Here is a 22,228-nt window from a genome sequence, read left to right as displayed (position 1 = left end):
CAGGCCTCAGGCCGAATGTGCGCCGTCCGCGAGACCAGACACGAAGTCCAGCACCTCTGCCACCGGCTTGCCATCCGCGATTTCCTTCACGATGGCCGAGCCGACAACGCAACCATCCGCCACGCTCGCGATGGTCTTCGCGGCTTCGGGCGTGTTGATGCCGAAGCCCACGATCACCGGCAGATCGGTCTGCGCCTTGATCCGCGCGACCTCGGGGCCGACCTCGGTCGCCTGTGCAGCCTGGCTTCCGGTGATCCCCGTGACCGAGACGTAATAGACGAACCCGGAGGTGTTCTGCAGGACCTTCGGCAGGCGCTTGTCATCGGTGGTGGGCGTCGCAAGACGGATGAAGTTGATCCCGGCATCGCGCGCGGGGATGCACAGCTCCACATCTTCTTCAGGCGGCAGGTCCACGACGATCAGACCGTCGATCCCGGCGGTCTTGGCGTCCACGAGGAACTTGTCCACGCCGCGATTGTAGATCGGATTGTAATAGCCCATCAGCACGATCGGCGTCGTGTCGTCGGTCTTGCGGAACTCGGCGGCCATGTCGAGCGTCTTCTGCAAGGTCTGCCCGCCATCGAGCGCGCGCTGGCCCGCAAGCTGGATCGTCGGGCCGTCGGCCATCGGATCGGTGAAAGGTACGCCCAGTTCGATGATGTCCACGCCCGCACCCGGCAGACCCTTCATCACCTCGAGCGAGGTTCCCAGATCCGGGTCGCCCGCCATGATATAGGAGACGAAGGCTTTCTTGCCCTCGGCCTTGAGGCTGGCGAATTTGGCGTCGATGCGAGTCATGGCGTCCCTCCGGATGGTCCCGAAGCGGTTTGCGCGATGAAGGCGGGAAAATCAATGCCTCGCGGCAAAGCTTGCCCAGACGCGCCGTGGCCTCCCGGATCGGGTGCGCAGCGTGGCTTGCGCGGGCGTGCCCTTGTCCCTATGAAGCGCGAAGCCGCAATCAGGAGGGCGAAATGGGTTTCAAGATGGGTATCGTGGGTCTGCCGAATGTGGGCAAATCGACCCTCTTCAACGCGCTGACCAAGACGGCGGCCGCGCAGGCGGCGAATTTCCCCTTCTGCACCATCGAGCCCAATGTGGGCGAAGTGGCCGTGCCCGATGAACGGCTCGACCAGCTCGCCGCCATCGCGGGCTCCAAAGAGATCATCCCGACCCGCATGACCTTCGTCGATATCGCGGGTCTGGTGAAAGGCGCGTCCAAGGGCGAGGGCCTCGGCAACCAGTTCCTCGCCAATATCCGCGAGGTCGATGCCATCGCCCATGTGTTGCGCTGCTTCGAGGATGGCGACGTGACGCACGTCGAAGGCCGGGTCGATCCGGTGGCCGATGCCGAGACCATCGAGACCGAGCTGATGATCGCCGATCTCGAAAGCCTCGAGAAGCGGATCGCGAACCTCGCGCGCAAGGTCAAATCCGGCGACAAGGAAGCGAAAGAGGCAATGCGCCTTCTCGAGCAGGCGAAAGAGGCGCTTGAAGCGGGCCGCCCCGCGCGCACCGTAGAAGTCTCCGATGACGACCGCAAAGCGTGGAACATGCTGCAACTGCTGACCGCGAAGCCTGTCCTTTATGTCTGCAATGTCGAGGAAAGCTCTGCCTCCACCGGCAACGCGAAATCGGAAGCCGTCGCCAAGATGGCGGCCGAGCAGGGCGCGGGCACGGTGGTGATCTCGGCCAAGATCGAAGAGGAAATCTCGCAGCTCGACGCCGAGGAAGCCTCGATGTTCCTCGAAGAGATGGGGCTGGAAGAGGCTGGTCTCGACCGCCTGATCCGCGCGGGCTACGACCTTCTCGGCCTGCAGACCTATTTCACCGTCGGCCCGAAAGAAGCCCGCGCCTGGACGATCCGCAAGGGAACGCTGGCCCCGGCGGCGGCAGGCGTGATCCATGGTGACTTCGAGCGTGGCTTCATCCGTGCCGAGACCATCGCTTTCGACGATTACGTCGCGAACAAGGGCGAGGCGGGTGCGAAGGAAGCGGGCAAGTTCCGCGTCGAGGGCAAAACCTACGAGGTCAAGGACGGCGACGTCCTGCACTTCCTGTTCAACGCGTGACGCGGACGGGCGCTTATTGCTTCGCGCCCGCCGTCACCTCTTCCACCGCGCTGATATCCACCAGCTGCCACGCCATGCCCGCGTTGCGGTAAATCCGCTTGCCCTTGTCGGGGTAGTCGCCCACGTCATGCGGCAGGCGCTGCCCGACCACGATCAGCCGCAGTACCGCGCTTCCGGTATTCTCGATCGTGTGCGCCTCTCCGCCCGCGCGGTAGCCGATGAAATCGCCCGGCCCGATCTGCGTCCTCGTCTCCCCGATCCGCGCCGTCGCCTGACCCGCGAGCACGAAGATCGCCTCGTCCTCGTGGTAATGGCGATGAAACTCAGTCGTCTCGCAGCCCGGCGCGACCTCGATGATGTGAAACCCGATCCCCGTCAGCCCGGTCGCGTCGCCGAGCGACTTGTTGATCCGCCGCGCGTTCGGGTTGAGGAAATGCGCCTTCGAGAGCCCTTCCATCGCCGCGATCTCATTCGCGCGGATCAGATACCGGTCTTCGCTCATCGCGTCTCCTTTCCAATTGCTTCAAATATCCCCGCCGGAGGCAGGCTGCCCGCCGAGCTTGCACCTTGCGTGAGAATAACAGAGCCACCCCGTCGGCCAGAACCTGTAAAACCGCGTCGCGGGGCTTTTCACACGCGTCCTGCCTCCTAGATCAGTCGCGAAAGGGAGATCGATGATGAGCAAATGGCAGAAAACCGACGCCGCACTCGCGAAGCTCACCCCCGAGCAATATCGCGTCACGCAGCAAAACGGCACCGAGCGCCCCTGGACGGGGGAGTATACCGAGAACAAGGCGAAAGGGATTTACGTCGACGTGGTCTCGGGAGAGCCGCTTTTCGCCTCCTCGACGCAATACGAATCCGGTTGCGGCTGGCCTTCCTTCACCCGCCCTCTTTTTGATGACCATATCGTCGAGCTGACCGATACCACCCACGGCATGACGCGGGTCGAGGTGCGCTCGAAACATGGTGACAGCCATCTGGGCCACGTTTTCCCCGATGGGCCGCGCGATCAGGGCGGTCTGCGCTATTGCATCAACTCCGCTTCGCTGCGCTTCATTCCGCTCGAGGAGATGGAGGCCGAAGGCTATGGCGATCTGATCGACAAGGTCGAGTAAGCCCGAACAAGGGCAGGGGCCTTTACCTTACCGGACCCCGGTGGCAGGGTCCGTTCAACTTCACATTCGAAAAGGGGGCGCGGGAATGCGCAAGCTCGAACTTGGCCAAAGCGGGATCATGGTGTCCGAGATCTGCCTTGGCACGATGACCTGGGGCAGTCAGAACACCGAGGCCGAGGGTCATGCCCAGATCGATCTCGCGCTCGATCGCGGGGTGAACTTCCTCGACACGGCCGAGATGTACCCGGTCAACCCGGTCAAGGCCGAGACGGCAGGCCGGACCGAGGAAATCGTGGGGACCTACCTGGCCAAGCGTGGCAAGCGCGACGACCTGGTGATCGCGACGAAGATCACCGGCGAGGGGTCGAACGCGATCCCCGGCGGCCCCGAGATTTCGCCCTCCCGTATACGGCAGGCGATCGAGGACTCGCTGCGCCGCCTGCAAACCGATTACGTCGATCTCTACCAGTTCCACTGGCCCAATCGCGGCTCCTACCATTTCCGCAAGACCTGGCGGTGGGACCCGTCGAAACAGCCCTCCAAGGCGCAGGTGCGTGACGACATGAGCGCCTGTCTGGAGACGCTCGCCGAGTTGCAGAAGGAAGGCAAGATCCGCGAGTTCGGCCTGTCGAACGAGACCGCCTGGGGCACCACGCAATGGCTCGATCTGGCCGAGGCGGGCAAGGGGCCGCGGGTGCAGGCGATCCAGAATGAATATTCGCTGATGTGCCGCTATTACGATCTCGATCTGGGCGAGCTTGGCTATCACGAGCAGGTCACGCTGCTGGCCTATTCGCCGCTCGCCGCGGGTATCCTCACGGGCAAGTATTCGGGGGACGTGATCCCCGAAGGCACGCGCCGCGCGCTGGTTCACAACCTCGGCGGGCGGGCCAATCCGCGCGCCTTCGATGTGGCCGATGTCTATACCGGGCTTGCGAAAGAGGCCGGTCTCGACCCGGTGACGATGGCGATCGCATGGGTGATGAGCCGACCCTTCCCGGTGATCCCGATCGTGGGGGCCACCTCGGTCGAGCAGCTCAAGCCCAATCTCGACGCGGCCGGGATGGAATTGCCCAAGGAACTCCTCGACAAGATCGCGGTGATCCACCAACACCACCCGATGCCCTTCTGATGCGCGCCCCGGCCCTCATCCTTCTCGCGTCGCTTGCGCTTGCCGCCTGCAAACCCTCGGGGCCAGAGGGCGGCGATCTGCCGCTCGTGGGTCAGGAAAAGCAGGATGCCGAGAAGTTCGAATGCGTCGCGCGCGGTGGCAACTGGGTCGAGAACAATGGCGGCTGGATCTGCCAGAGGGTAACCAAGGATGCAGGGAAGGCGTGCCGCGCGAGCAGCGATTGCGAGGGCGCTTGCCTCGCGCGTTCGCGAACCTGCGCGCCGGTGACCCCGCTTCTGGGCTGCAATGAGGTTCTGACAGAGGCGGGCTTCCCGATGCAGACATGCGTGCAGTAATCGCGGCTCTGATCGCCGCGTTGGCGCTTGCGGCTTGCGTGCCCGAGAAGCCCGCGCCGCTGCGCGACCCCAAAGGTCTTATCTCGTCGGCGGCTCTGTTTGATCCGGCACGTTTTGCTGGACAATGGCATGTCGTCCAGAGCGGTGTGCCAGGCTGTTCGGGCGCGCAGAGCTGGGCGTGGGACGGCAAGGCTGCCTATCAGGTGAAGGGCACTGATTGCACCGGCGCGACCGCACAGCTCGATGACCGGATCGTGCTGACCGGGCCGGGAGGGCGGATGATCGGTCGCGCGAGCTATGGCGGCGAGCCGATCTGGGTTCTCTGGGTTGACTACGACTATCGGATCGCGGCGCTCGGCACGCCTTCGGGCAGCTGGGGCTTGATCTTGTCGCGCCAGACGCCGGCACGTCCCGATCTGCTGAAGGCGGCCCGCGAGGTTCTCGATTTCAACGGCTACGATCTGGCAAGGATGCAGCCGTGACCGAAGCGCCCACCCATCTGTGGATATGGGTGACGCTCTTTGCCGCTGCCGTGCAGACGGTGCGCTTCATGCTCCAGAAGCTCCTTGCCGGGGCGCAGCTTTCGGTGGGCGGGGCGACTTTCTCGCGTTTTCTTTTCGGGTTTCCGCTCGCAGCGGCGACGGCGCTGGGCTTTCTTGCCGCGACCGGCACGCCCTGGCCTGATCTGAGCTTGGCCTTCTGGGGCTTCACGCTCGCGGGCGGCGCGGGGCAGGTTGCTGCAACATTCCTGACGGTCGCGCTGTTCGGCTTGCGCAACTTCGCCGTGGGTGTCGCCTTCACGAAGACCGAAACCGTGCAGGTCGCGCTTTTCTCGGCTGTCATCCTGAGCGAAACGGTGGGGCCGCTGGGCTGGGTCGGCATCGTGATCGGAATGGCTGGGGTGCTGTTCCTGACCAAGCCACCCGAGGGACAATTCAATCCGCGCGCGGCCCTCTACGGCATCGGGGCGGGCGCGCTCTTCGGGCTGTCGTCGATCTTCTATCGCGGTGCGACGCTGGAACTCGAACCTATGGGCTTCTTCGGCCGTGCCATTGTGGCGCTTGCCTGCACCACCTTTGCCCAGTCGATCGGGATGGGGCTCTATCTGCGGCTGCGCGAACCCGGAGAACTGACCCGCGTCTTCGGCGCGTGGCGGCGCACGGTGCTCGTCGGGATCACTGGCGTCATGGGGTCGGCTGGCTGGTTTACCGCTTTTTCGCTGCAAAATGCGGCTTTCGTACGGGCCTTGGGGCAGGTCGAGATCGTGTTCACGCTGCTCGTCTCGGCGCTGGTCTTTCGCGAAAAGCTTCACAAGCGCGAAGGCATTGGCATTGCGCTTGTGGTCGTTTCGCTGATCGTCATCGTTCTGGCGGGGCGCTAGAGCCCGATCCGGCGGAACTCCGAACGCGGTCCGCGATTGTCGAAAAACGGCACCGAATGGGGCGCTCCGCGCGCGTGCCGGGTTGTGATCAGCGCTGCGATTTCGGCCAGAACGACCTCGGTGATGAAGGGCAGGTTGAGTGCGCGCGCCTCCGGCAGCGGCACCCAGTGTAGATGCGAAAGCTCGTCGCAGGCGCGCGAGAAATCATCGAGATCTCCATGGATCGCGCCCGCGTCGATCAGGAAAAAGCGGGCGTCGAACCGGCGCGGCCGTCCGGGCGGCGTGATCGCGCGAAACACGAAACGCAAGTCGGCGGCCGAAGGAGCAAAGCCGAGATTGGCAAAGCCCTGCCAGTCCGTTGGAACAGAACCGGGCCAGCCTGCGCGTTGACCAAGAATGAGCCCGGTTTCCTCCCAAAGCTCGCGCAGCGCAGCCGCAGCCAGCGCCGCCGCGATCCCGTGTGGCGCATCCTCTTCGAGGCGCGCAGCATCGGGTTGGGGAAGCGGCGCGGCGAGCGGCACCTGCCAGTCGTCTGCATCGAGTGCGCCGCCCGGGAAGACGTATTTCGATGGCATGAAGGCTGCCCCCGCCCCGCGCTGCCCCATCAAGACCCGGGGCGCGTCATCTGCATCGCGCCGCAGCACGATTACACTTGCCGCATCACGCAGAGCGGTCTTGTCCACCGGGGTTTTCGTTTCAGTCATGCGCGATTTCGCCCTCGCCGAAGCCATGCATCCGCCGCGACCACTGAATGCCGACGAGCATCCCCTTCATCAAGGGCAGGAGCAGTGCCGAGAGCAGGATCGAGCCGGTCCCGAACAGGGCGATCATCTGCCAGGGCTCTGGCCGGAATGCGATGAAATAGGCGGCCATCAGCGGGATCATCAGGTGCCCGACGATCAGGATCGTGAGATAGGCCGGCCCGTCATCGGCGCGCTGATGCGAGAGGTCTTCGCCGCAACTCGGACAGGTTTCGCGTACCTTGAGGTAGCTGTGCAAGATGCGGCCCTTGCCGCAGGCCGGACACCGACAGGTCAGTCCGCGCAGGATCGACCGGCCCAGCGGTCGATCGTCGTGAAAAGCCTCGTCTGAATACATCGCGCCTCTCCCCTTTGCGCGCCTCTCGGGCGCGCCGTCGCGGCGCAGTATGGCGGGGAAGGCGGGGCTTGGAAAGGGAGGCTTGTCGATCACGGCTGCGTGAGGCGGCAATCCGCGCGACGGAAAACCGGATGCTTCCCGTTTGGTAGATATCGACGGCGCAACGCGCGTCCGGGAAAAGTTATGAGGAGTAAAGAGATGAAACTGTTCAGCAGGCAGACCGTTATTGCCGCCCTTCTGGCCGGAACCGGCCTTGCCTTTACTTTGCCCGCCGTGGCGCAGACCGCAGGTCCGGGCACTGGCATTCCGATGATTGGCATGATGGGTGACCGCGACGGGATGCGCGACGGCTTCGGCTTCGATATCACCGTGTTCGACTCCAATGACGACGGTCAGATCACCCTCGAGGAAATTCAGGCCAAGCGGGAGGCCGATGCCAAGGCCCTCGACGCCAATGGCGACGGGCTGATCTCGGAAGAGGAACTGGTCAACGCCGAACTCGCCAAGACGAAGGCCCGGATCGAGACCCGTGTGAAGGCGCGTTTCGCCTCGCAGGACGTCAATGGCGATGGCCAGCTTTCGGCCGCTGAGTTGATTGACCGGCCGATGCCGATGCAGATGTTCTCCCGCCTCGACCGCAATGGCGACGGTGCACTGAGTGCAGACGAAATGCAGATGGCGCGCAAGATGATGCAACGCTTCGGTGATCGTGATGGACGCGGCTACAAGGATGGCCACGACTGGCATGGCCGAATGGGCGATCGCGATGGTCAGGGCCGTATGGCGAAGATGGGCGGCCGCGATGGCGGTTGCTGGATGAACCGCACGGGCGATCGCGACGGTTACGGCCGGATGATGGGCCAGGGCCAGGGTCCGAGGGGCAATGCTCCGATGGGTCAGGGACCGATGGGCAACGGTCCGGTGGGTCAGGGGCCGGTCGGTAACGGTCCGATGGGCAACGGTCCGATGGTGCCGGGTAATGGCCCGGGCGCCCAGCAGCAAAACGGCGCGAACTGATCGCGCGGAGCAGGGGCCGGGGCGCGACAGGCACGCCTCGGCCCATTGCCGAATTGCACCCGCGGCCCGACCGCGATAGGCGTTTGGCGGAGAGACAATGGCGCTGGATGCGATGACCGAAGCTTCCGACGAGGCTCTTCTGGAGCTCTATGCGCAAGGCGATCCGTCTGCGGCGCGTGCATTGACGCTGCGGATGGGCCCCTTGGCCTATCGGCTTGCCTTTCGCTATCTGCGCGATGGGGCCGAGGCCGAGGACGTGGCACAGGAGGCGTTGCTCCGGCTGTGGAGGATAGCACCCGAGTGGCGCGCCGGTGAGGCGAAAGTCTCGACCTGGCTCTATCGCGTGGTGGCCAATCTCGCGACTGACAGGTTGCGCAAACGGCGCGGTGTCGGACTCGACGAGGCGCCCGAGGTGGCCGACGACAGGGCCTCGGTGCTTGATGATCTGATGGCGCGTGACCGTGTCGCGGCGCTCGAGACGGCGCTGGCCGAACTGCCGGAGCGGCAGAGGATCGCGGTCACGCTGCGACATATTGACGGTTTGTCCAATCCCGAAATCGCCGCAGCGATGGAAACCGGGGTAGAGGCCGTAGAAAGTCTGACAGCGCGCGGAAAGCGCGCTCTGGGCAAGCTCCTTGCGGGGCGGCGGGAAGAATTGGGGTTTGGCGATGAGTGACAAACGGGTCTATCGCGAGACAGATGATCAGAGCGAAGAGGCGCTGCTCGAGGCGTTTTTCGCTGAGGCGCGCGTGCAGGCGCCCGAGCCGCGCGCGGATTTCCTCGCACGGGTGATGGCGGATGCCGAAAGGGTACAGGCGGGGTTCGCCGCGCCGACGATTGCGTCGGGCGATGAGGGGGCGGGCGTTCTCGGCGGGATCTGGGAGGCGCTGCGCGGTGCGTTCGGGGGTTGGGCACCGATGGGCGGCCTGGTCACAGCGGCGCTCGCCGGGGTCTGGATCGGTTTCGTCGGCGCCGAAGACATGGCAAGCTTCGCCTCGCTTTACGGCAGCACGACCGAAAGCCTCGGCACGGTCAACCTGATGCCCGAGGCAGAGGTATTCGCCTTCGCCGATGAAGGAGGGTTCTGATGGCAGGCAGCGAGAACAGCAAATGCCGTGGGTTGCGCTGGGCGTTGATCGGATCGGTCACGCTTAACCTGCTGGTGGCAGGGGTGATTGTCGGCGGCTTCGTAGCCCATGACCGCCATCCGCCGCGTCCGGTGGTGGGCGATGTGAGCCTCGGCGCGTTCACCGAAGCGCTCAGCCCCGAGGATCGCGACGCTCTGCGTCGGGCGGCACAGAAGCGCGTCGGAGATTTTCGTGACATGCGCCAAGCCGCGCGTACGGATATGACGGCGCTGATCGCTGCTCTTCAGGCTGACCCCTGGAACCGGGCGGAGGTCGAGCAGATCCTTGCGCGGCACAAGGCGCGCACGATCGATCGGGTGGATATCGGCGAGGCGCTGATCTTTGAGCGGCTCGAGGAGATGACGCCCGAAGAGCGGCGCGCCTTTGCCGAGCGGCTGTTGAAAGGCGCGCAAAGGTTTGACAAGCGCCTCGACCGTGACGACAACCGTCCGCCACGGCCCTGACGACGCTTAACCTGTTCGTGGAGATCGGTCTCGCTCAGGCTGCATTGCTGGCTTGGGCGATGGCAACCTGATTGCGGCCCGTCGCCTTGGCATTCAGCAGGGCGGCGTCGGCCTCGTCCACCAGATGCTGCGGGTCGGTGTCCCGGGTTCCGCCGATCGCGAGTCCGATCGAGAGGGTGATCGAGATGACTTCTCCGTTCGGAAGCCGGATCGGTTGTGTCTCGATTGCGTGGCGGAGCCGCTCAGCGGTGCGGTAACCGGCATCGAGCGTGGTGTCGGGCAAAACGACAAGGAATTCCTCGCCGCCGATGCGCGCAATCAGATTGACGCCGCGCAGATTGGAACGAAGCGCTTTCGCAAAGGCGGTGAGGACGTGGTCGCCGGCGCGGTGTCCGTAGGAGTCGTTGATCCGCTTGAAACGGTCGAGATCGAGCACCATCACGACGCTGGTGCGGCCGGTGCGGCGCGCGCGGTCGGACATCCGTGCGAGATGGGCATTGGCATAGCGGCGGTTGTAGAGGCCGGTCAGCGGATCGACCATTGCCAGACGCAGCCCCTCGTCCACCGAGACGCGCAGCCGGTCCCGTACGCGTTTCTGCGCGAGCTGCGCGCGCAGCCGCAGCGCAGCTTCCTGCGCGGCCTGACCGGAGAGGTCGCATGGCAGCAGCTCGTCTGCGCCCAGATCGAGCGCCGTGGCCTGAATCTCGTGCGCATTGCGCGGGGTCGCGATAGCAATCACCGCGTCCCGGGTCTCGGCGCGCGAGCGCAGCTCTGACATCAGGCGAAGCCCGTCTCCGCGACGCTCCAGATCGGCCGCGATCACGAAGATATCGGGCACGACCCCAGCGCGCGGATCATCGAGAGGCATCTCTCCGCAGAGGATTTCGATCCGGTCGCCAGGGAGGTTCCGCGTAAGCGCGGCCTTCCAACGCAGCGCTTGCTCGGGTTGATGGGCAATCAGGGCGATGCGCGCGGGCGGCGCAAAATCATGAAGCGACTCGGCAAAGCCCAGTTCGTGACAGGTCAGCGCCCGCAGCGCGGTCTCGTCCGCGCTGGCATGGGCCCGCAAGAGGCTGCGCAGCCGCGCGAGCAATACCAGTTCATCGAATGGCTTCGTCAGGATCTCGTTCGCGCCAGCCTTGAGCAAGTCGATACGCAGTTCGGGATCGTCATGCACCGTCATCGCGATCACCGGGATTCGCCGGGTTTCAGGGTCAGCGCGCAGCCGGGCGATCATCTCGCTTCCGCTCATGTCGGGCAGATTGGTGTCGAGCAGGATCAGGCCGGGTTTTTCCGTCGCAGCGAGCGCGAGCGCAGCACGCCCGTCAGCAGCCTGAGAGGTAGCGTAGCGCGCGCCCGACAGCTTCGCCTTGAGTACGATGCGATTGGTCGCGACATCATCGACGATGAGGATGGACCCCGCCATTGCCTGCTTGCTCCCTGTTGATGCCGGGCTCCGATTGCCCGTGTCTTGAAGATATCGGGCGATCAGTTAACAAAGGGTTTCCGACGATAGGGAGAAGAGCTCGATGCGGCAGGAAAGCGCCAAAATTCTCGCCATCCGCGCGCTTGGCTGGATGGCGTCCCAAGAGGAGCTGATCGAAGGGTTTCTCTCGGTCTCCGGGGCGAGCGTCGAGGATCTACGGGCGCAGGCGCAGGATCCCGATTTCCTTGCGGGCCTGCTCGATTACCTGTTGATGGAGGATCGCTGGGTGCTTGATTGCGCGAGCGATCTGGCCGAGGCGCCCGAGGCGCTGATGCAGGCGCGCGCGGTTCTGGGGCGGGGCGATTTGCGGCACTGGACCTGAGCGCCGGCTCGGGGCAGTCTGACCTGCAAAGAGGGGGCAGGAGACTTCATGGCAGGCGGTAAGATTCGTGCGGTTCTTTTCGACAAGGACGGCACACTGTTCGATTTCGACGCGACCTGGGGGGCGTGGGCGAAGGCACGAATCGACGCGATGGCCGTGGATGAAACACACGCGCTGGCGATGGCCGAGGCGATCGGCTTCGATCTCGTGACGGCCGAGTTCGACGCTCATTCGGCCGTGATCGCGGGAACGGTGGAGGAGGCGGCCGAACTGTTGCTTCCGCATCTGCCCGGGCGGGATCTGCCGGGCCTGGTGGCCGAGCTGGACGCGGCTGCACGTGATGTGCCGCTGGTCGCGCCGGTCCCGCTAGGCGAATTGCTCGGCGGGTTGAAGGCGCGGGGGTTGCGTCTCGGGATCTGCACCAATGATGCGGAATCCACAGCGCGTGCCCATGCCGAACGCGCGGGTGTGTCGCAGATGTTCGATGCAATCATCGGATACGATAGCGGTCACGGGGCCAAGCCAACGCCCCGCCCGCTGCTCGCCTTTGCGGACGCGCTCGGGATCGATCCGGCCGAGGTGGTGATGATCGGCGACAGTTTGCATGACATGAGGGCTGCACGCGCGGCAGGTATGGTCGCCGTGGCGGTGCTGAGTGGCCCGGCGAGCCGCGCGGAGCTTGAACCGAACGCCGATGCAGTACTCGATCATATCGGGGGCCTGCCGGACTGGCTGACGCGGAGCGGTCGCTGAACGACCCGAGGAGGAGCTATGCATTCGAGATTGCAACACAGTCTGCTCGGGGCGCTGGCGGGGCTGTTCTTCTGGTCGCTTGAGGAAGGGACCTGGCACGCGCTTGGGCTCGACCCGCGCGCGTTCTTCGCACTGGCGGTACTGGGAACGGTCTTCTTCGGTGCCGCGCTCGCGATGCTGGGCGAGATCGGGGCGCGCAAGGCACTGGGTGCCGCGATCGTCATCGCGATTCCGGTGGCTCTTCTGGGGTGGTGGGATGCGGCAGGTTTCGGACCCGAAAGACCGATCGCGGCGCAGATGCGCTATGGTCTGCTGGCGCTTTTCGTGCTGGCGACGGTGCCGATCCCCTTCGCTATGGTGTCGTTGACGCGCGGGCGCAGCCATTGGGCCAATTACCCGGAGCTGTTCACCCATAGCTGGAACATTGTCGTGCGCTACGGTGCGGCCTGGTTGTTCCTGGGGCTGGTGTGGCTCGTTCTATTCCTGTCTTCACGGCTGCTGGAAAGCGTCGATATCGACATCCTGCAGACATTGTTCCAGCGCTCCGAAATCGCGCTGCCGCTGTCCGGGGCCATCCTCGGGCTCGGGCTGGCGGTGGTCACCGAGCTTGAGGAGATGATCTCGCCCACGCTGATCCTGCGGCTGCTGCGACTTTTGCTGCCAGCTGTGGTGATCGTGGTCGCGGTCTTCCTGATCGGTCTCGTACTGCGCCGGATGCAGGGCGCCGCAGGCGATTTCCCCGAGACCGAGACGTTGCTCGCGATGGCCGTGGCGGCGGTGACGCTGATCTCGATCGGGGTCGAACGCGAGGATCACGAGGCAGTCGAGGCGCCGGTGCTGCGGCTTTCGGCGCGTGGGCTGGCGCTTATCCTGCCGGTCATGGTCGCGGTGGCGGTCTGGATCGAGTGGCAACGCATCGCGGACACGGGATGGACGCCTTCGCGCGTTGCGGAATTCGTGCTGACAGCGCTGCTGGCAGGCTATGGCATCGGCTATGCTCTGGCGACGCTCAGCGGGCGGCTCTGGATGGAGCGGGTGCGGCGGGTGAATATTGCGATGGCGCTGATGCTGGTGGCCGTCGCGCTGCTCTGGCTGACCCCGTTGATCGCGCCTTACAAGATTGCGACGCGTTCGCAGATTGCGCTCTACGAGGCCGGGCGGATCGAGGCCGCGCGCCTGCCGATCTACGCGATGGAGACCGATTGGGGGCTTGCCGGCAAGGCCGGGGTCGCCCGATTGCGGGAATTGGCCGAAACCGACCCGTCCCTCGCATCGGCACTTGCCCGAGGCAAGGCCCCTGCCGAAAGCGAGACGCGCCTGACCGGTTTGCGCGAGGATATCGTCCTTCCCCCGGGCGCGGGCGCACCGCCCGAAGCCTTGCTTTCATTGCTGTTGCAAGAAGCGGGGCCGGGAGCTGCAAGTCTCTGCCTGCCTCACCCCGATGGCCAGCCGAGTTGCGCGCTGGTGCGCGCCGATTTCCTGCCTGATCTGCCGGGAGACGAGGCGATGTTCGTCCGTCAGGGCGACTATTCCGGTCTGATCGACCTCTATGCCGAAAGGGACGGAAGCTGGCGGCGTGTGTCGCGGGGGCAGGTCGTCGTTGAGGCGGGGACTGCGCAGGGCAGTCTCGACCCGGTCATCGCCGCGATCGCGAAAGGAGCGCTGGAAATTGTGCCCAGCGGGATCTTCGGGTTGCGTGCCGGCGGCCAGATGATTTTGCCGCTATCGCGGTAACCCATCGGATTTTCGATCTTTCTTAACCTCCTGCCGCTACCGTTTCCGGCAGGAGGCACCATGCTTGGCCTGATCAACCGCTCGATCCAGAATTTCCTGACCGACACGCACGGGGTCGAGGTCTGGCGCCGCGTGGCGGCCCGGCTGGGGCTGTCGGCGGCGGGGTTCGAACCGATGCTCAAGTACGAGAAGGGACAGAGCCTGAAGCTGATCGAGGCTGCTTGTGCGGAACTCGGGCGAAGTCGTACCGATCTTCTGGAAGATCTCGGCACCTATCTCGCGACCCGCGAACCCGTGCGCCGGCTGCTTCGCTATGGCGGCTGCGATTACACAGATTTTCTCAACACCCTGGATGATCTGCACGATCGCGCGCGCATGGCGCTGGCAGATCTCGACCTGCCAGAACTGTCGCTTGAGACATTGGACGACGGCGAATACCGTTTGCGGGTCGCAGGACGCCTTCCGGGCTGGGCAACCGTCTTTGCGGGTATCCTGCGTGCGATGGCCGATGATTACGGCGTTCTGGCGTTGATCGAGTCGGAAGAGAACGGCGAAATCGTCTCGATCCGTCTTCTTGACAGTTCCTATGCGAAGGGACGCAACTTTGCCCTCTCACGTCCCTTGGAGGGCAGTTTATGAGCGACGCAATGCCCGAAGCGCAGGGGTGTTTGCCGCTCTCCTCCCTTTCGACGACCGAACCTGTAGCGGCGCGCCAGCGCACGGACGCGATAGATGTCCTGACACAGGCCGAACCGCTTTTCTCGGCGCTGATGCCGATGTTTCTCTGGATCGACGGACAGGCACGGATCCGCGCGCTAGGCCGCACCTTGCACAAGGTTTTGGGCGAGGGCGTGATGATCGGAGACGCTTTCACGCGCCATTTCACCATCGGCCGCCACGAGGCCGATTTGCTGCGATGCCCTGATGCCACCATCCCCAGATGCGAATTCTCGAACTGTTCGCGCAAGGTCGGGGCCTGCGGATCCTCATTGCGGCATCTCAAGGAAAGACGAAGCATCCACCTCACCTTGCAGGCCCGGCCCGAGATCGGCTTGCGCGGCGATGTGCTGAGCCTGCCGCAGGCTGAAGGCGGGGGAGTGTTGATGAATCTCAGCTTCGGGATTTATCTCAGCGAGGTGGTCGCGAGTCTGGATCTGACGGAACGCGATTTTGCCGTGGCTGATCTCGCAATGGAGATGCTCTATCTGCTCGAGACGAAATCGATGGTTATGGGCGAGTTGAGCGCCCTGACCGCAAGGCTCGATCATGCGCGGCAGGAGGCCGAGCGGTTGGCGCTGACGGATGCTCTCACCCGCCTGTCGAACCGGCGCGCGATGGAGCGTGCGCTTGCGCAGGCGCTCAGCGGCGTGACCCAAGGCGGCGCGCCTTTTGCATTGATGCAGATCGATCTCGATCATTTCAAACGGGTGAATGACAGCTACGGTCATGCGGCGGGCGATTACGTTTTGCAATCGGTGGCGCGGATACTGAATGAGACAGTGCGACATGGCGACCTGGCCGGACGCATGGGGGGTGACGAGTTCCTTCTGCTCTTGCGAGGCCCGATCGAACACAAGGCGCTCGAGGCTCTGGCGCAGCGGATCATCGCCCGACTGGAGGAGCCCAAATGGTTCGCCGGGAATGAATGCCTGATTTCCGGCTCGATCGGTGTGGTGGTCTCCGACGATTACGCGATACATGATCTCGACGCTATGCAGGGTGATGCGGACGTGGCGACCTATGCGGCCAAGGAAGCGGGGCGCGGCTGCGTGCGGTTCGCGCAGTCGGCTCCGCGCTGAGCGAGACGGCTATGGGTCTGGATCTTTTGCGCTTCGTACGCTCGGTGTGGGTTTTCTCTTTTCCTGTGCGCGCGCAATGAGGTAAGGGCACAGCCCATGAAACAGGGCTTTCCCATTGCGATGCCGGGCCAGAAAATCGGCCTGTTGGGCGGATCGTTCGATCCGGCCCATCAGGGGCACGCGCTGATTACCCGCGAGGCGCTGCGTCGCTTCGCGCTCGACCGGGTGTGGTGGATGGTGAGCCCGGGGAACCCGCTCAAGGCGCATGGCCCCGCGCCGCTTGCGCAGCGCGTGGAGTATGCGCGCAAGATCCTGCATGGAGATCCCCGCGTCGTGGTCAGCGATATCGAGGCGCGGCTGGGGACGCGCTTCACCGCGGATACGCTATCGCAGCTACGCGGGCTCTATCCCGGGGTGCGCTTCGTATGGCTGATGGGCGCAGACAACCTCGTGCAATTCGATCGCTGGGATCACTGGCACGACATCATCGAGACTGTGCCGATCGGTGTTCTCGCGCGTCCGGGCTGGCGGATGAAGGGGCGTTACGCGCGCGCGGCGCGTATCTATGCGCAGGCCGAACTTCCGCCCTCGCAGTCTTTCCGTCTTGCCGACGGGCTTGCACCCCGCTGGTGCTTCATCAATATCCCGATGTCCGGTCAATCCTCGACCGAGATTCGCAAACGCGGCGACTGGCGCGTCGGCTGAAGCCGGCCAAAGCAGGACAGCTGCGGTTTTCAAGCGCTTGAAGCGGCTGAACGAGACGCTAGGCTGACCCTTGCAACCAGGGGGAATCGTATCATGGACGCGCTGTCGCGGCGGAAGGTCTTGCAGGCTCTGGCGGCGGGTGCCGGCTCGATCGCCTGTCCCTCGCTGCTACGGGCGCAAGGGATCGCGTCGAGCACTGAGCTTGTTCGCGCGGCCGGGTTGAGCGGTGATATCGGTTTCGTCGTCGCGGATCTGCGCAGCGGGCAGGTGCTGGAACAGCGCTGGGGCGGCAATGCAATGCCGCCGGCCTCTGCGCTCAAGTCGATCACCTCGCTCTATGCGCTTGAACAGCTTGGGGCCGGTTTTCGTTTTGGCACACATCTTATCGCGACCGGGCCGATCGTGGGCGGCCTGATCCAGGGCGATCTGGTCCTTGCGGGCGGTGGCGATCCGACCCTGTCGACCGACGATCTCCAGGCGATGGCGAAGGCGCTGGCGGGCAAGGGTGTGCGCGGTGTGACGGGGCGGTTCCTGACATGGGGAGGGGCGTTGCCCTATGAGCGCGAGATCGCGGGCGATCAGCCGGTTTACGCGAGTTACAACCCGTCGATTTCGGGGCTGATGCTGAATTTCAACCGCGTGCATTTCGGCTGGAAACGCGCGGGCGGGGGCTGGGCGCTGACGATGGATGCGCGCGGGCGCGATGTGCAGCCCCAAGCCTATACCGCCAAGGTCGCGATCGCGAACCGGGCGCGGCCCACGTTCACCTATTCGGATCGCGGCGGGGTTGAGGCCTGGACGGTCGCCTCGGCGGCACTGGGCAAGGGCGGTTCACGCTGGCTGCCGGTGCGCCACCCGGCGGCCTATGCGGGTGACGTGTTTCAGACGCTGGCGCGCGCGCAGGGCGTTCCGCTGCCAAACCCGGAGGAGGTGCGCAACCCGCCCGGCGGGACTGCTCTCGTGAGCCATTCGAGCGATGCTCTGGCCCCGCTGCTACGATCGATGATGAAATATTCGACCAATATAACTGCCGAGGCCGTGGGGATGACAGTGAGTGCGCGGCTCGGTGCGGGCGGCTCGCTTGGAGCCTCGGGGCGAGCGATGTCGGAGTGGCTCGCGCAGCGGACGGGCGCGCGCTCGGCCCGCTTCACCGATCATTCCGGGCTTGGTGTGGATGCGAAGATCTCGCCGCAGGACATGGTTGCAGCGCTGCGGCAGCTTGGGGCGCCGATGGGGCTTCGGGGGTTGATGAAACCTTTCCAGCTGCGCGACGCGACTGGTCGACCGATGAAGTCCCAGCCGTTTGAGGTCGATGCCAAGACCGGCACGCTGAATTTCGTCTCGACCCTCGCGGGGTACATGACTGCGCCGGACGGGACGGAACTGGTCTTCGCGATCTTCACCGGCGATCTCGCCCGGCGGCGACGGGCCGGAACCGATCCGCAGCCCCCGGGAGGGCGGGCCTGGGTGAAAGCGTCGAAGATGCTCCAAAGCCGGTTGCTCGAACGTTGGGCGGCGATCTACGGGCGCTGAGCCGATTCAGGCTTCGAGGTAATGCGCCATCACAATGTCGAGCTGATCGAGAAGAGCCTCGTATCCTTGCGCGATGTCATAGAGGTCGATGGATTGGAGCACCCGACCTTCGCGCGCAGGGGCGAGCAGGAAGCGCAGATCGCTCCAGGCGTAATGGGTCTCGAGAAGGGCATCGCGCGCCTTGGTATCGCGCGGGGGCGATAGGCCCAGATTCTTATCGCCCCGGATCAGCGCGAATGTCGTGCCTTCGAAAGACGTTGTGAGAGTCGTGATCAGCGTTGGTGCGTCGGGGGACGGGGCGATCTGTTGCCGGCAAATCGCGAGAACAATCGCCTGCCCGCGTCTGCGTTGTGCGCCGATGGCACCGATTTGGCGCGTGCGCGCGGGGTCGGGATCGGAAAGGTCCGTTTCGAAAACTGCGATCAAGCTGCGCGAAGCGCCTGCCAGCGAGGTTTCGGCCGCAAGAAGACGGTCGAGTGCCGCTTGATCGGATGCTTCGTTGCGGATCGCCTCGGCGGCAGCGTGCAGACGCGACCAGGCGAGTCGCGTTTCATGCAGCGACGCAAGGCTCATCGCGCCACGCAGAGGAGGAAGATCTTTTGTCGGATCGCCGTGTTCGAGTTGATCCAGGCTGTCCTCGAACTGGGCGAGCGATACGCCGAGGCGACGAAGTTGTGCGGCACGATCGATCGCGAGCGTGGCAAAACAGGCCGCTGTCGCGATGCGCTGGCCAAGAAATTCCTGCCTCGCGGCGATCTCCATGCGTTGCATGGCGATTTGTGCGCGATCAGCCTCGGAGGCGCGCAAAGGGTCTGCGAAGCAGAGCCCAAGAAGGAGGAAGAACAGACGAAAAAAGCGCATCGACGAGGCTCCGGTCCATGAACTGGACCGGCTTAGCACCCGTCGGTTTCTGCGTGATTAACGCACGCCTCAGAGAGTGACGTGCCGTACCTTTGCGCCCCATTCGATCGCAACAGCATGAAGCCGGTCGATCGCCAGCTCGCCGCGGATTTCTTCGAGCAGGCGCAGTTCGGTCTGTCGGATCGTGCCATCGGCCGCCGCCACGTCGCAGGCGAGCGCATAGGCAGTTTCGAAGAGACGTTCGGGAAGCGAGTCGCGGATCAGCCCGAAGAGGGCTTCGAGGCCGTCTTCTTCCTCGAACAGTGCAAAAACCGAGCGTGAGACCCGCGCGATCCGGTCGAAATCGTAGCCGGCGAAGATCGGCATGTGGTTCACGATGCGTTCGATCGCAACGAGTTCCGAGGTCGGAACGTCCTCGTCGGCAGCCGAGACTGCGACCATCACGGCGACAAGGGCATCCTGGGGCGAAAGCGAGGAGAGGACATCGGGCACGGTTTTGGGGCTCCTGACTGTGGTTGGGGTGCAAATTATTGACTGTCCCCCTCCGCTTCAATAGGTCAGGCGCGACCGGGCGCACAGGGCGCCCTCATGAGGTATGCCATGACGAGCTTGCGTGACGCTGCGATGAAATCCAAGGCCTGGCCCTTTGAAGAGGCGCGCCGGGTGCTCAAGCGTTACGAGAAGAAGGATCCGGAGAAGGGCTTCGTCCTCTTCGAGACGGGTTACGGCCCCTCGGGTCTGCCCCATATCGGGACTTTCGGAGAGGTCGCGCGCACGACGATGATCCGCCGCGCTTTCGAAGTTATCTCGGACATCCCGACGAAGCTGCTGTGCTTCTCGGACGATATGGACGGGATGCGCAAGGTGCCGACCAACGTGCCCAATCAGGACATGCTGCGCGCGCATGAGCAGAAGCCCCTGACCGCAGTGCCCGATCCGTTCGGTGAGTTCGACAGCTTCGGCAACCACAACAACGCCATGCTGCGCCGTTTCCTCGATACGTTCGGCTTCGATTACGAATTCGCTTCGGCGACCGACTATTACAAGTCGGGCAAGTTCGACGACATGCTGATCCGCTCGGCGGAAAAGTATGATGAGATCATGGCGATCATGCTGAAATCGCTGCGCGAAGAGCGTCAGCAGACCTATTCGTGCTTTCTGCCGATCCATCCCGAAACCGGCCGCGTACTCTACGTGCCGATGAAGGAGGTCAATGCCAAGGATGGCACTGTGACCTTCGATGACGAAGATGGGCGCGAGTGGACGCTGCCGGTCACCGGCGGCAATGTGAAGCTGCAGTGGAAGCCCGATTTCGGGATGCGTTGGGCCGCGCTCGACGTCGATTTCGAGATGTATGGCAAGGACCACTCGACCAACACGCCGATCTATGACGGGATTTGCCGCGTGCTGGGCGGGCGTGCGCCGGAGCATTTCACCTACGAGCTGTTCCTCGATGCCAATGGCGAGAAGATTTCGAAATCGAAGGGCAATGGCCTATCGATCGACGAATGGCTGACCTATGCCGCGACGGAATCCTTGAGCTACTTCATGTATCTCAAGCCCAAGACCGCGAAGCGGCTGTGGTGGGACGTGATCCCGAAAATGGTGGACGAGTATCACCAACAGCTGCGCGCCTATCCCGACCAGGAGATCGACGCGCAGGTCAACAACCCGGTCTGGCACATTCACGGCGGCAACCCGCCTGAGAGCAAGATGGTGGTGCCGTTCTCGATGCTGCTGAACCTCGCGAGCGTGGCTGGGGCGTCGGAAAAGGAAGGCCTTTGGGGCTTTATCAAACGCTATGCGCCTGAGGCGAGCCCGGAGGGCAATCCCGATCTCGATCAGGCGGCCGGGTTCGCGCTGAAGTATTTCGAGGATTTCGTGAAGCCGACGCTGGTCTTCCGCCTGCCCACCGACGAGGAGCGCGCGGCTCTGGAAGATCTGGTCAAGGCGCTGAAATCCGAGGAGGTCGCGCTCGATCAGCTTGCGCGCAAGAATGCGGCTGCGGGCAGCGACGAGGCTTTGCCGGAAGTCGACTACCACAGCGACGAGTTCCTGCAGTCGCTCGTGTTCGCGGTGGGCAAGAACCATGGTTTTGCCAACCTGCGCGACTGGTTCAAGGCGCTTTACGAAGTGCTGCTCGGCCAGAGTCAGGGACCGCGTTTCGGCGGCTTCATCGCGCTTTACGGTGTCGATGAAACGGTCGCTCTGATCGAGCGGGCGCTGGCGGGTGAACTGGCGGGTTAATCCCGCCAGAGCCGGTACCACGCACCCCAGCGTGCGGTCAGCGCCTCGGGTTTTTCGGCAAAGAGCCGGGCGCCAAGGGTGAAGGCCTCGGTCTCGAGCCGGGCTTGCTCGGTCGTGATCAACTGCGCGAGCGCCTCTGAATGTTCCGGATCGAAATTGTCGGGGATCGCGCCGCGCAGCACGTGCAGGTCGTGATGGTCGCCAATCAGTTCGCCGAGAATGTCGAGCGCGTCTTCGCGCGGGTGGAGCATCTCGGGCCAGATCGGCGCGAGAAGGCGGGTGTGATACCAGTGCTGCTTGACCCGCGTGCGCCAGGCGTGAAAATCCTCTTCGCAACCCGTGGCGTGGGCGGTCTTCATTCTCTTGCGGCAATCCGCGAGTGTCTTGAGCAGCCCGTCTTCATATGCTGGCCAGCCCCTTCCCGTCACTTTCCAGTGCTTCGCCTGACGACGGACGTCCCTCACCCGTTCGACGAAAAGGGCGAGATCTTCGGCTTGCGTCGTAATTTCGAGCGGCGGGAGGCTTTCGAGAAAGGCGCGGGCGGCCGCCGCACCATCGAGGTCGGGGCCCTCGCGGCCGAGGCGGGCCAGCGTCGCGCGCAAAACCTCGGCATCACGCAGCCCCGAGATGCCCCGAGCAGCCTCGGACAGTGCGGCATTGGCGGTGTCGAAGTCGTCGAAGCGCGGAGCGAAAAGGCGTAGCAAACCGCGTGTCTTCTTGATCGACTTGCGAATGGTGTGGACGGACGGGGCCTCGATCGCGGCCTGTTTGAGGGCCGAGCCAAGTTCTTCGCGCGCGATTCGGCGCAGGGATTTCGTCGGGCTCTTGTCGTCGCGGGAAATTGCGTAGGCCATCGGGTTCTCCGTCCAGTGCGGCTCCCTTCTCCCCTTAGCATATGACAGCGGCGTGACGTTGTCAGCGCACGCTCGTCTCAGGGCTTCTTTAACCTTTGCCCGTAGCTCTTTTGCAGTCGAGGCGGGTGCCCTCGGCGCATCCCGGTTTCGATCGCAGCGGCGCGGCGGACGGGGCGGGCGGGAACTTGGACAA

General features: G+C 64.2%; 26 protein-coding genes. 18 read left to right on the top strand and 8 right to left on the bottom strand.

Going from position 1 to position 22,228, the window contains the following annotated elements:
* Positions 1–6: 6 nt before the first annotated feature.
* Complete coding sequence (gene trpA, locus BMG00_RS06240) at positions 7–798, bottom strand: tryptophan synthase subunit alpha (RefSeq protein WP_078573675.1); 792 nt, start codon at positions 796–798, stop codon at positions 7–9.
* Between the two features lie 173 nt (positions 799–971).
* Here trpA and ychF point away from each other — a divergent pair, with 173 nt between their 5' ends.
* Complete coding sequence (gene ychF, locus BMG00_RS06235; protein WP_078525477.1) at positions 972–2,069, top strand: redox-regulated ATPase YchF; 1,098 nt, start codon at positions 972–974, stop codon at positions 2,067–2,069.
* A gap of 13 nt (positions 2,070–2,082) precedes the next feature.
* Here the strand turns inward: ychF and BMG00_RS06230 are convergent, their stop codons facing one another.
* Positions 2,083–2,571, bottom strand: a complete 489-nt coding sequence (locus BMG00_RS06230) for a cupin domain-containing protein (RefSeq protein WP_078525475.1) — start codon at positions 2,569–2,571, stop codon at positions 2,083–2,085.
* A gap of 175 nt (positions 2,572–2,746) precedes the next feature.
* Between BMG00_RS06230 and msrB the strand changes: the two genes are divergently transcribed.
* From msrB to BMG00_RS06205, 5 genes are all read left to right on the top strand, one after another.
* Positions 2,747–3,187 (top strand): peptide-methionine (R)-S-oxide reductase MsrB, encoded by a 441-nt coding sequence (msrB, locus tag BMG00_RS06225; protein ID WP_078574259.1) that lies wholly within the window; start codon positions 2,747–2,749, stop codon positions 3,185–3,187.
* Positions 3,188–3,272: 85 nt separating this feature from the next.
* On the top strand, positions 3,273–4,319 hold the full coding sequence (locus tag BMG00_RS06220) for an aldo/keto reductase (RefSeq protein ID WP_078573674.1): 1,047 nt from the start codon (positions 3,273–3,275) through the stop codon (positions 4,317–4,319).
* Positions 4,319–4,654, top strand: coding sequence for a hypothetical protein (locus BMG00_RS06215; RefSeq protein ID WP_078525469.1), 336 nt, complete (start codon positions 4,319–4,321; stop codon positions 4,652–4,654). Before BMG00_RS06220 ends, BMG00_RS06215 begins: the two co-directional genes overlap by 1 nt.
* The gene (locus BMG00_RS06210; protein ID WP_078525467.1) at positions 4,642–5,136 is read left to right on the top strand and encodes a lipocalin family protein; all 495 of its coding nucleotides are present in this window, start codon (positions 4,642–4,644) and stop codon (positions 5,134–5,136) included. Before BMG00_RS06215 ends, BMG00_RS06210 begins: the two co-directional genes overlap by 13 nt.
* Positions 5,133–6,035 (top strand): DMT family transporter, encoded by a 903-nt coding sequence (locus tag BMG00_RS06205; RefSeq protein WP_245794957.1) that lies wholly within the window; start codon positions 5,133–5,135, stop codon positions 6,033–6,035. Before BMG00_RS06210 ends, BMG00_RS06205 begins: the two co-directional genes overlap by 4 nt.
* Here the strand turns inward: BMG00_RS06205 and BMG00_RS06200 are convergent.
* A complete protein-coding gene (locus BMG00_RS06200) occupies positions 6,032–6,739 on the bottom strand; it encodes an NUDIX hydrolase (protein WP_078573673.1) in 708 nt (235 codons plus the stop codon). The genes BMG00_RS06205 and BMG00_RS06200 overlap by 4 nt on opposite strands.
* Positions 6,732–7,133: a DUF983 domain-containing protein gene (locus BMG00_RS06195; RefSeq protein ID WP_078525463.1), complete on the bottom strand. Its 402-nt coding sequence runs from the start codon at positions 7,131–7,133 to the stop codon at positions 6,732–6,734. The genes BMG00_RS06200 and BMG00_RS06195 overlap by 8 nt, the downstream gene beginning before the upstream one ends.
* Before the next feature lie 198 nt (positions 7,134–7,331).
* Here BMG00_RS06195 and BMG00_RS06190 point away from each other — a divergent pair, with 198 nt between their 5' ends.
* The 4 genes from BMG00_RS06190 (at position 7,332) to BMG00_RS06175 (ending at position 9,741) form a co-directional block, all read left to right on the top strand.
* Positions 7,332–8,150 (top strand): CREC-EF hand family protein, encoded by an 819-nt coding sequence (locus BMG00_RS06190; protein WP_158521688.1) that lies wholly within the window; start codon positions 7,332–7,334, stop codon positions 8,148–8,150.
* A 97-nt stretch (positions 8,151–8,247) separates the two neighbouring features.
* On the top strand, positions 8,248–8,826 hold the full coding sequence (locus BMG00_RS06185) for an RNA polymerase sigma factor (protein ID WP_078525459.1): 579 nt from the start codon (positions 8,248–8,250) through the stop codon (positions 8,824–8,826).
* Complete coding sequence (locus BMG00_RS06180) at positions 8,819–9,238, top strand: hypothetical protein (RefSeq protein WP_078573671.1); 420 nt, start codon at positions 8,819–8,821, stop codon at positions 9,236–9,238. The genes BMG00_RS06185 and BMG00_RS06180 overlap by 8 nt, the downstream gene beginning before the upstream one ends.
* Positions 9,238–9,741, top strand: coding sequence for a periplasmic heavy metal sensor (locus BMG00_RS06175; RefSeq protein ID WP_078573670.1), 504 nt, complete (start codon positions 9,238–9,240; stop codon positions 9,739–9,741). Before BMG00_RS06180 ends, BMG00_RS06175 begins: the two co-directional genes overlap by 1 nt.
* 34 nt (positions 9,742–9,775) lie before the next feature.
* Here BMG00_RS06175 and BMG00_RS06170 read toward each other — a convergent pair whose 3' ends face one another.
* Positions 9,776–11,167: a diguanylate cyclase gene (locus BMG00_RS06170; RefSeq protein ID WP_078573669.1), complete on the bottom strand. Its 1,392-nt coding sequence runs from the start codon at positions 11,165–11,167 to the stop codon at positions 9,776–9,778.
* Between the two features lie 103 nt (positions 11,168–11,270).
* On the opposite strand from BMG00_RS06170, the gene BMG00_RS06165 reads away from it, so the two are divergent.
* The 7 genes from BMG00_RS06165 (at position 11,271) to dacB (ending at position 18,073) form a co-directional block, all read left to right on the top strand.
* A complete protein-coding gene (locus tag BMG00_RS06165; protein WP_078525451.1) occupies positions 11,271–11,549 on the top strand; it encodes a DUF3572 domain-containing protein in 279 nt (92 codons plus the stop codon).
* Positions 11,550–11,597: 48 nt separating this feature from the next.
* Positions 11,598–12,302 (top strand): HAD family hydrolase, encoded by a 705-nt coding sequence (locus tag BMG00_RS06160; RefSeq protein WP_078525449.1) that lies wholly within the window; start codon positions 11,598–11,600, stop codon positions 12,300–12,302.
* A gap of 18 nt (positions 12,303–12,320) precedes the next feature.
* The gene (locus BMG00_RS06155; protein ID WP_078573668.1) at positions 12,321–14,036 is read left to right on the top strand and encodes a DUF4153 domain-containing protein; all 1,716 of its coding nucleotides are present in this window, start codon (positions 12,321–12,323) and stop codon (positions 14,034–14,036) included.
* Positions 14,037–14,096: 60 nt separating this feature from the next.
* On the top strand, positions 14,097–14,675 hold the full coding sequence (locus BMG00_RS06150; protein ID WP_078573667.1) for a heme NO-binding domain-containing protein: 579 nt from the start codon (positions 14,097–14,099) through the stop codon (positions 14,673–14,675).
* On the top strand, positions 14,672–15,835 hold the full coding sequence (locus BMG00_RS06145) for a GGDEF domain-containing protein (protein ID WP_078573666.1): 1,164 nt from the start codon (positions 14,672–14,674) through the stop codon (positions 15,833–15,835). The genes BMG00_RS06150 and BMG00_RS06145 overlap by 4 nt, the downstream gene beginning before the upstream one ends.
* Positions 15,836–15,931: 96 nt before the next feature.
* The gene (locus BMG00_RS06140; RefSeq protein WP_078573665.1) at positions 15,932–16,540 is read left to right on the top strand and encodes a nicotinate-nucleotide adenylyltransferase; all 609 of its coding nucleotides are present in this window, start codon (positions 15,932–15,934) and stop codon (positions 16,538–16,540) included.
* A 93-nt stretch (positions 16,541–16,633) separates the two neighbouring features.
* On the top strand, positions 16,634–18,073 hold the full coding sequence (dacB, locus tag BMG00_RS06135) for a D-alanyl-D-alanine carboxypeptidase/D-alanyl-D-alanine endopeptidase (protein WP_078573664.1): 1,440 nt from the start codon (positions 16,634–16,636) through the stop codon (positions 18,071–18,073).
* 6 nt (positions 18,074–18,079) lie between these two features.
* Here dacB and BMG00_RS06130 read toward each other — a convergent pair whose 3' ends face one another.
* Positions 18,080–18,934, bottom strand: coding sequence for a type IV pili methyl-accepting chemotaxis transducer N-terminal domain-containing protein (locus tag BMG00_RS06130; protein WP_078525437.1), 855 nt, complete (start codon positions 18,932–18,934; stop codon positions 18,080–18,082).
* A 69-nt stretch (positions 18,935–19,003) separates the two neighbouring features.
* Positions 19,004–19,426, bottom strand: a complete 423-nt coding sequence (locus tag BMG00_RS06125; protein WP_078525436.1) for a tellurite resistance TerB family protein — start codon at positions 19,424–19,426, stop codon at positions 19,004–19,006.
* Positions 19,427–19,534: 108 nt separating this feature from the next.
* On the opposite strand from BMG00_RS06125, the gene BMG00_RS06120 reads away from it, so the two are divergent.
* Entirely contained in the window at positions 19,535–21,181 is a 1,647-nt protein-coding gene (locus BMG00_RS06120) for a lysine--tRNA ligase (RefSeq protein WP_078525434.1), read from the top strand.
* Here BMG00_RS06120 and BMG00_RS06115 read toward each other — a convergent pair.
* Positions 21,178–22,035: a CHAD domain-containing protein gene (locus BMG00_RS06115; protein WP_078525432.1), complete on the bottom strand. Its 858-nt coding sequence runs from the start codon at positions 22,033–22,035 to the stop codon at positions 21,178–21,180. The two genes, BMG00_RS06120 and BMG00_RS06115, sit on opposite strands and share 4 nt — an antisense overlap.
* Positions 22,036–22,228: the final 193 nt, after the last annotated feature.

The sequence above is a fragment of the Thioclava marina genome, assembly GCF_002020135.1.
GTDB lineage: Bacteria > Pseudomonadota > Alphaproteobacteria > Rhodobacterales > Rhodobacteraceae > Thioclava > Thioclava marina.
Note: the sequence above shows the minus strand (reverse complement) of the source record. Positions and strands in the feature narration are given on the sequence as shown.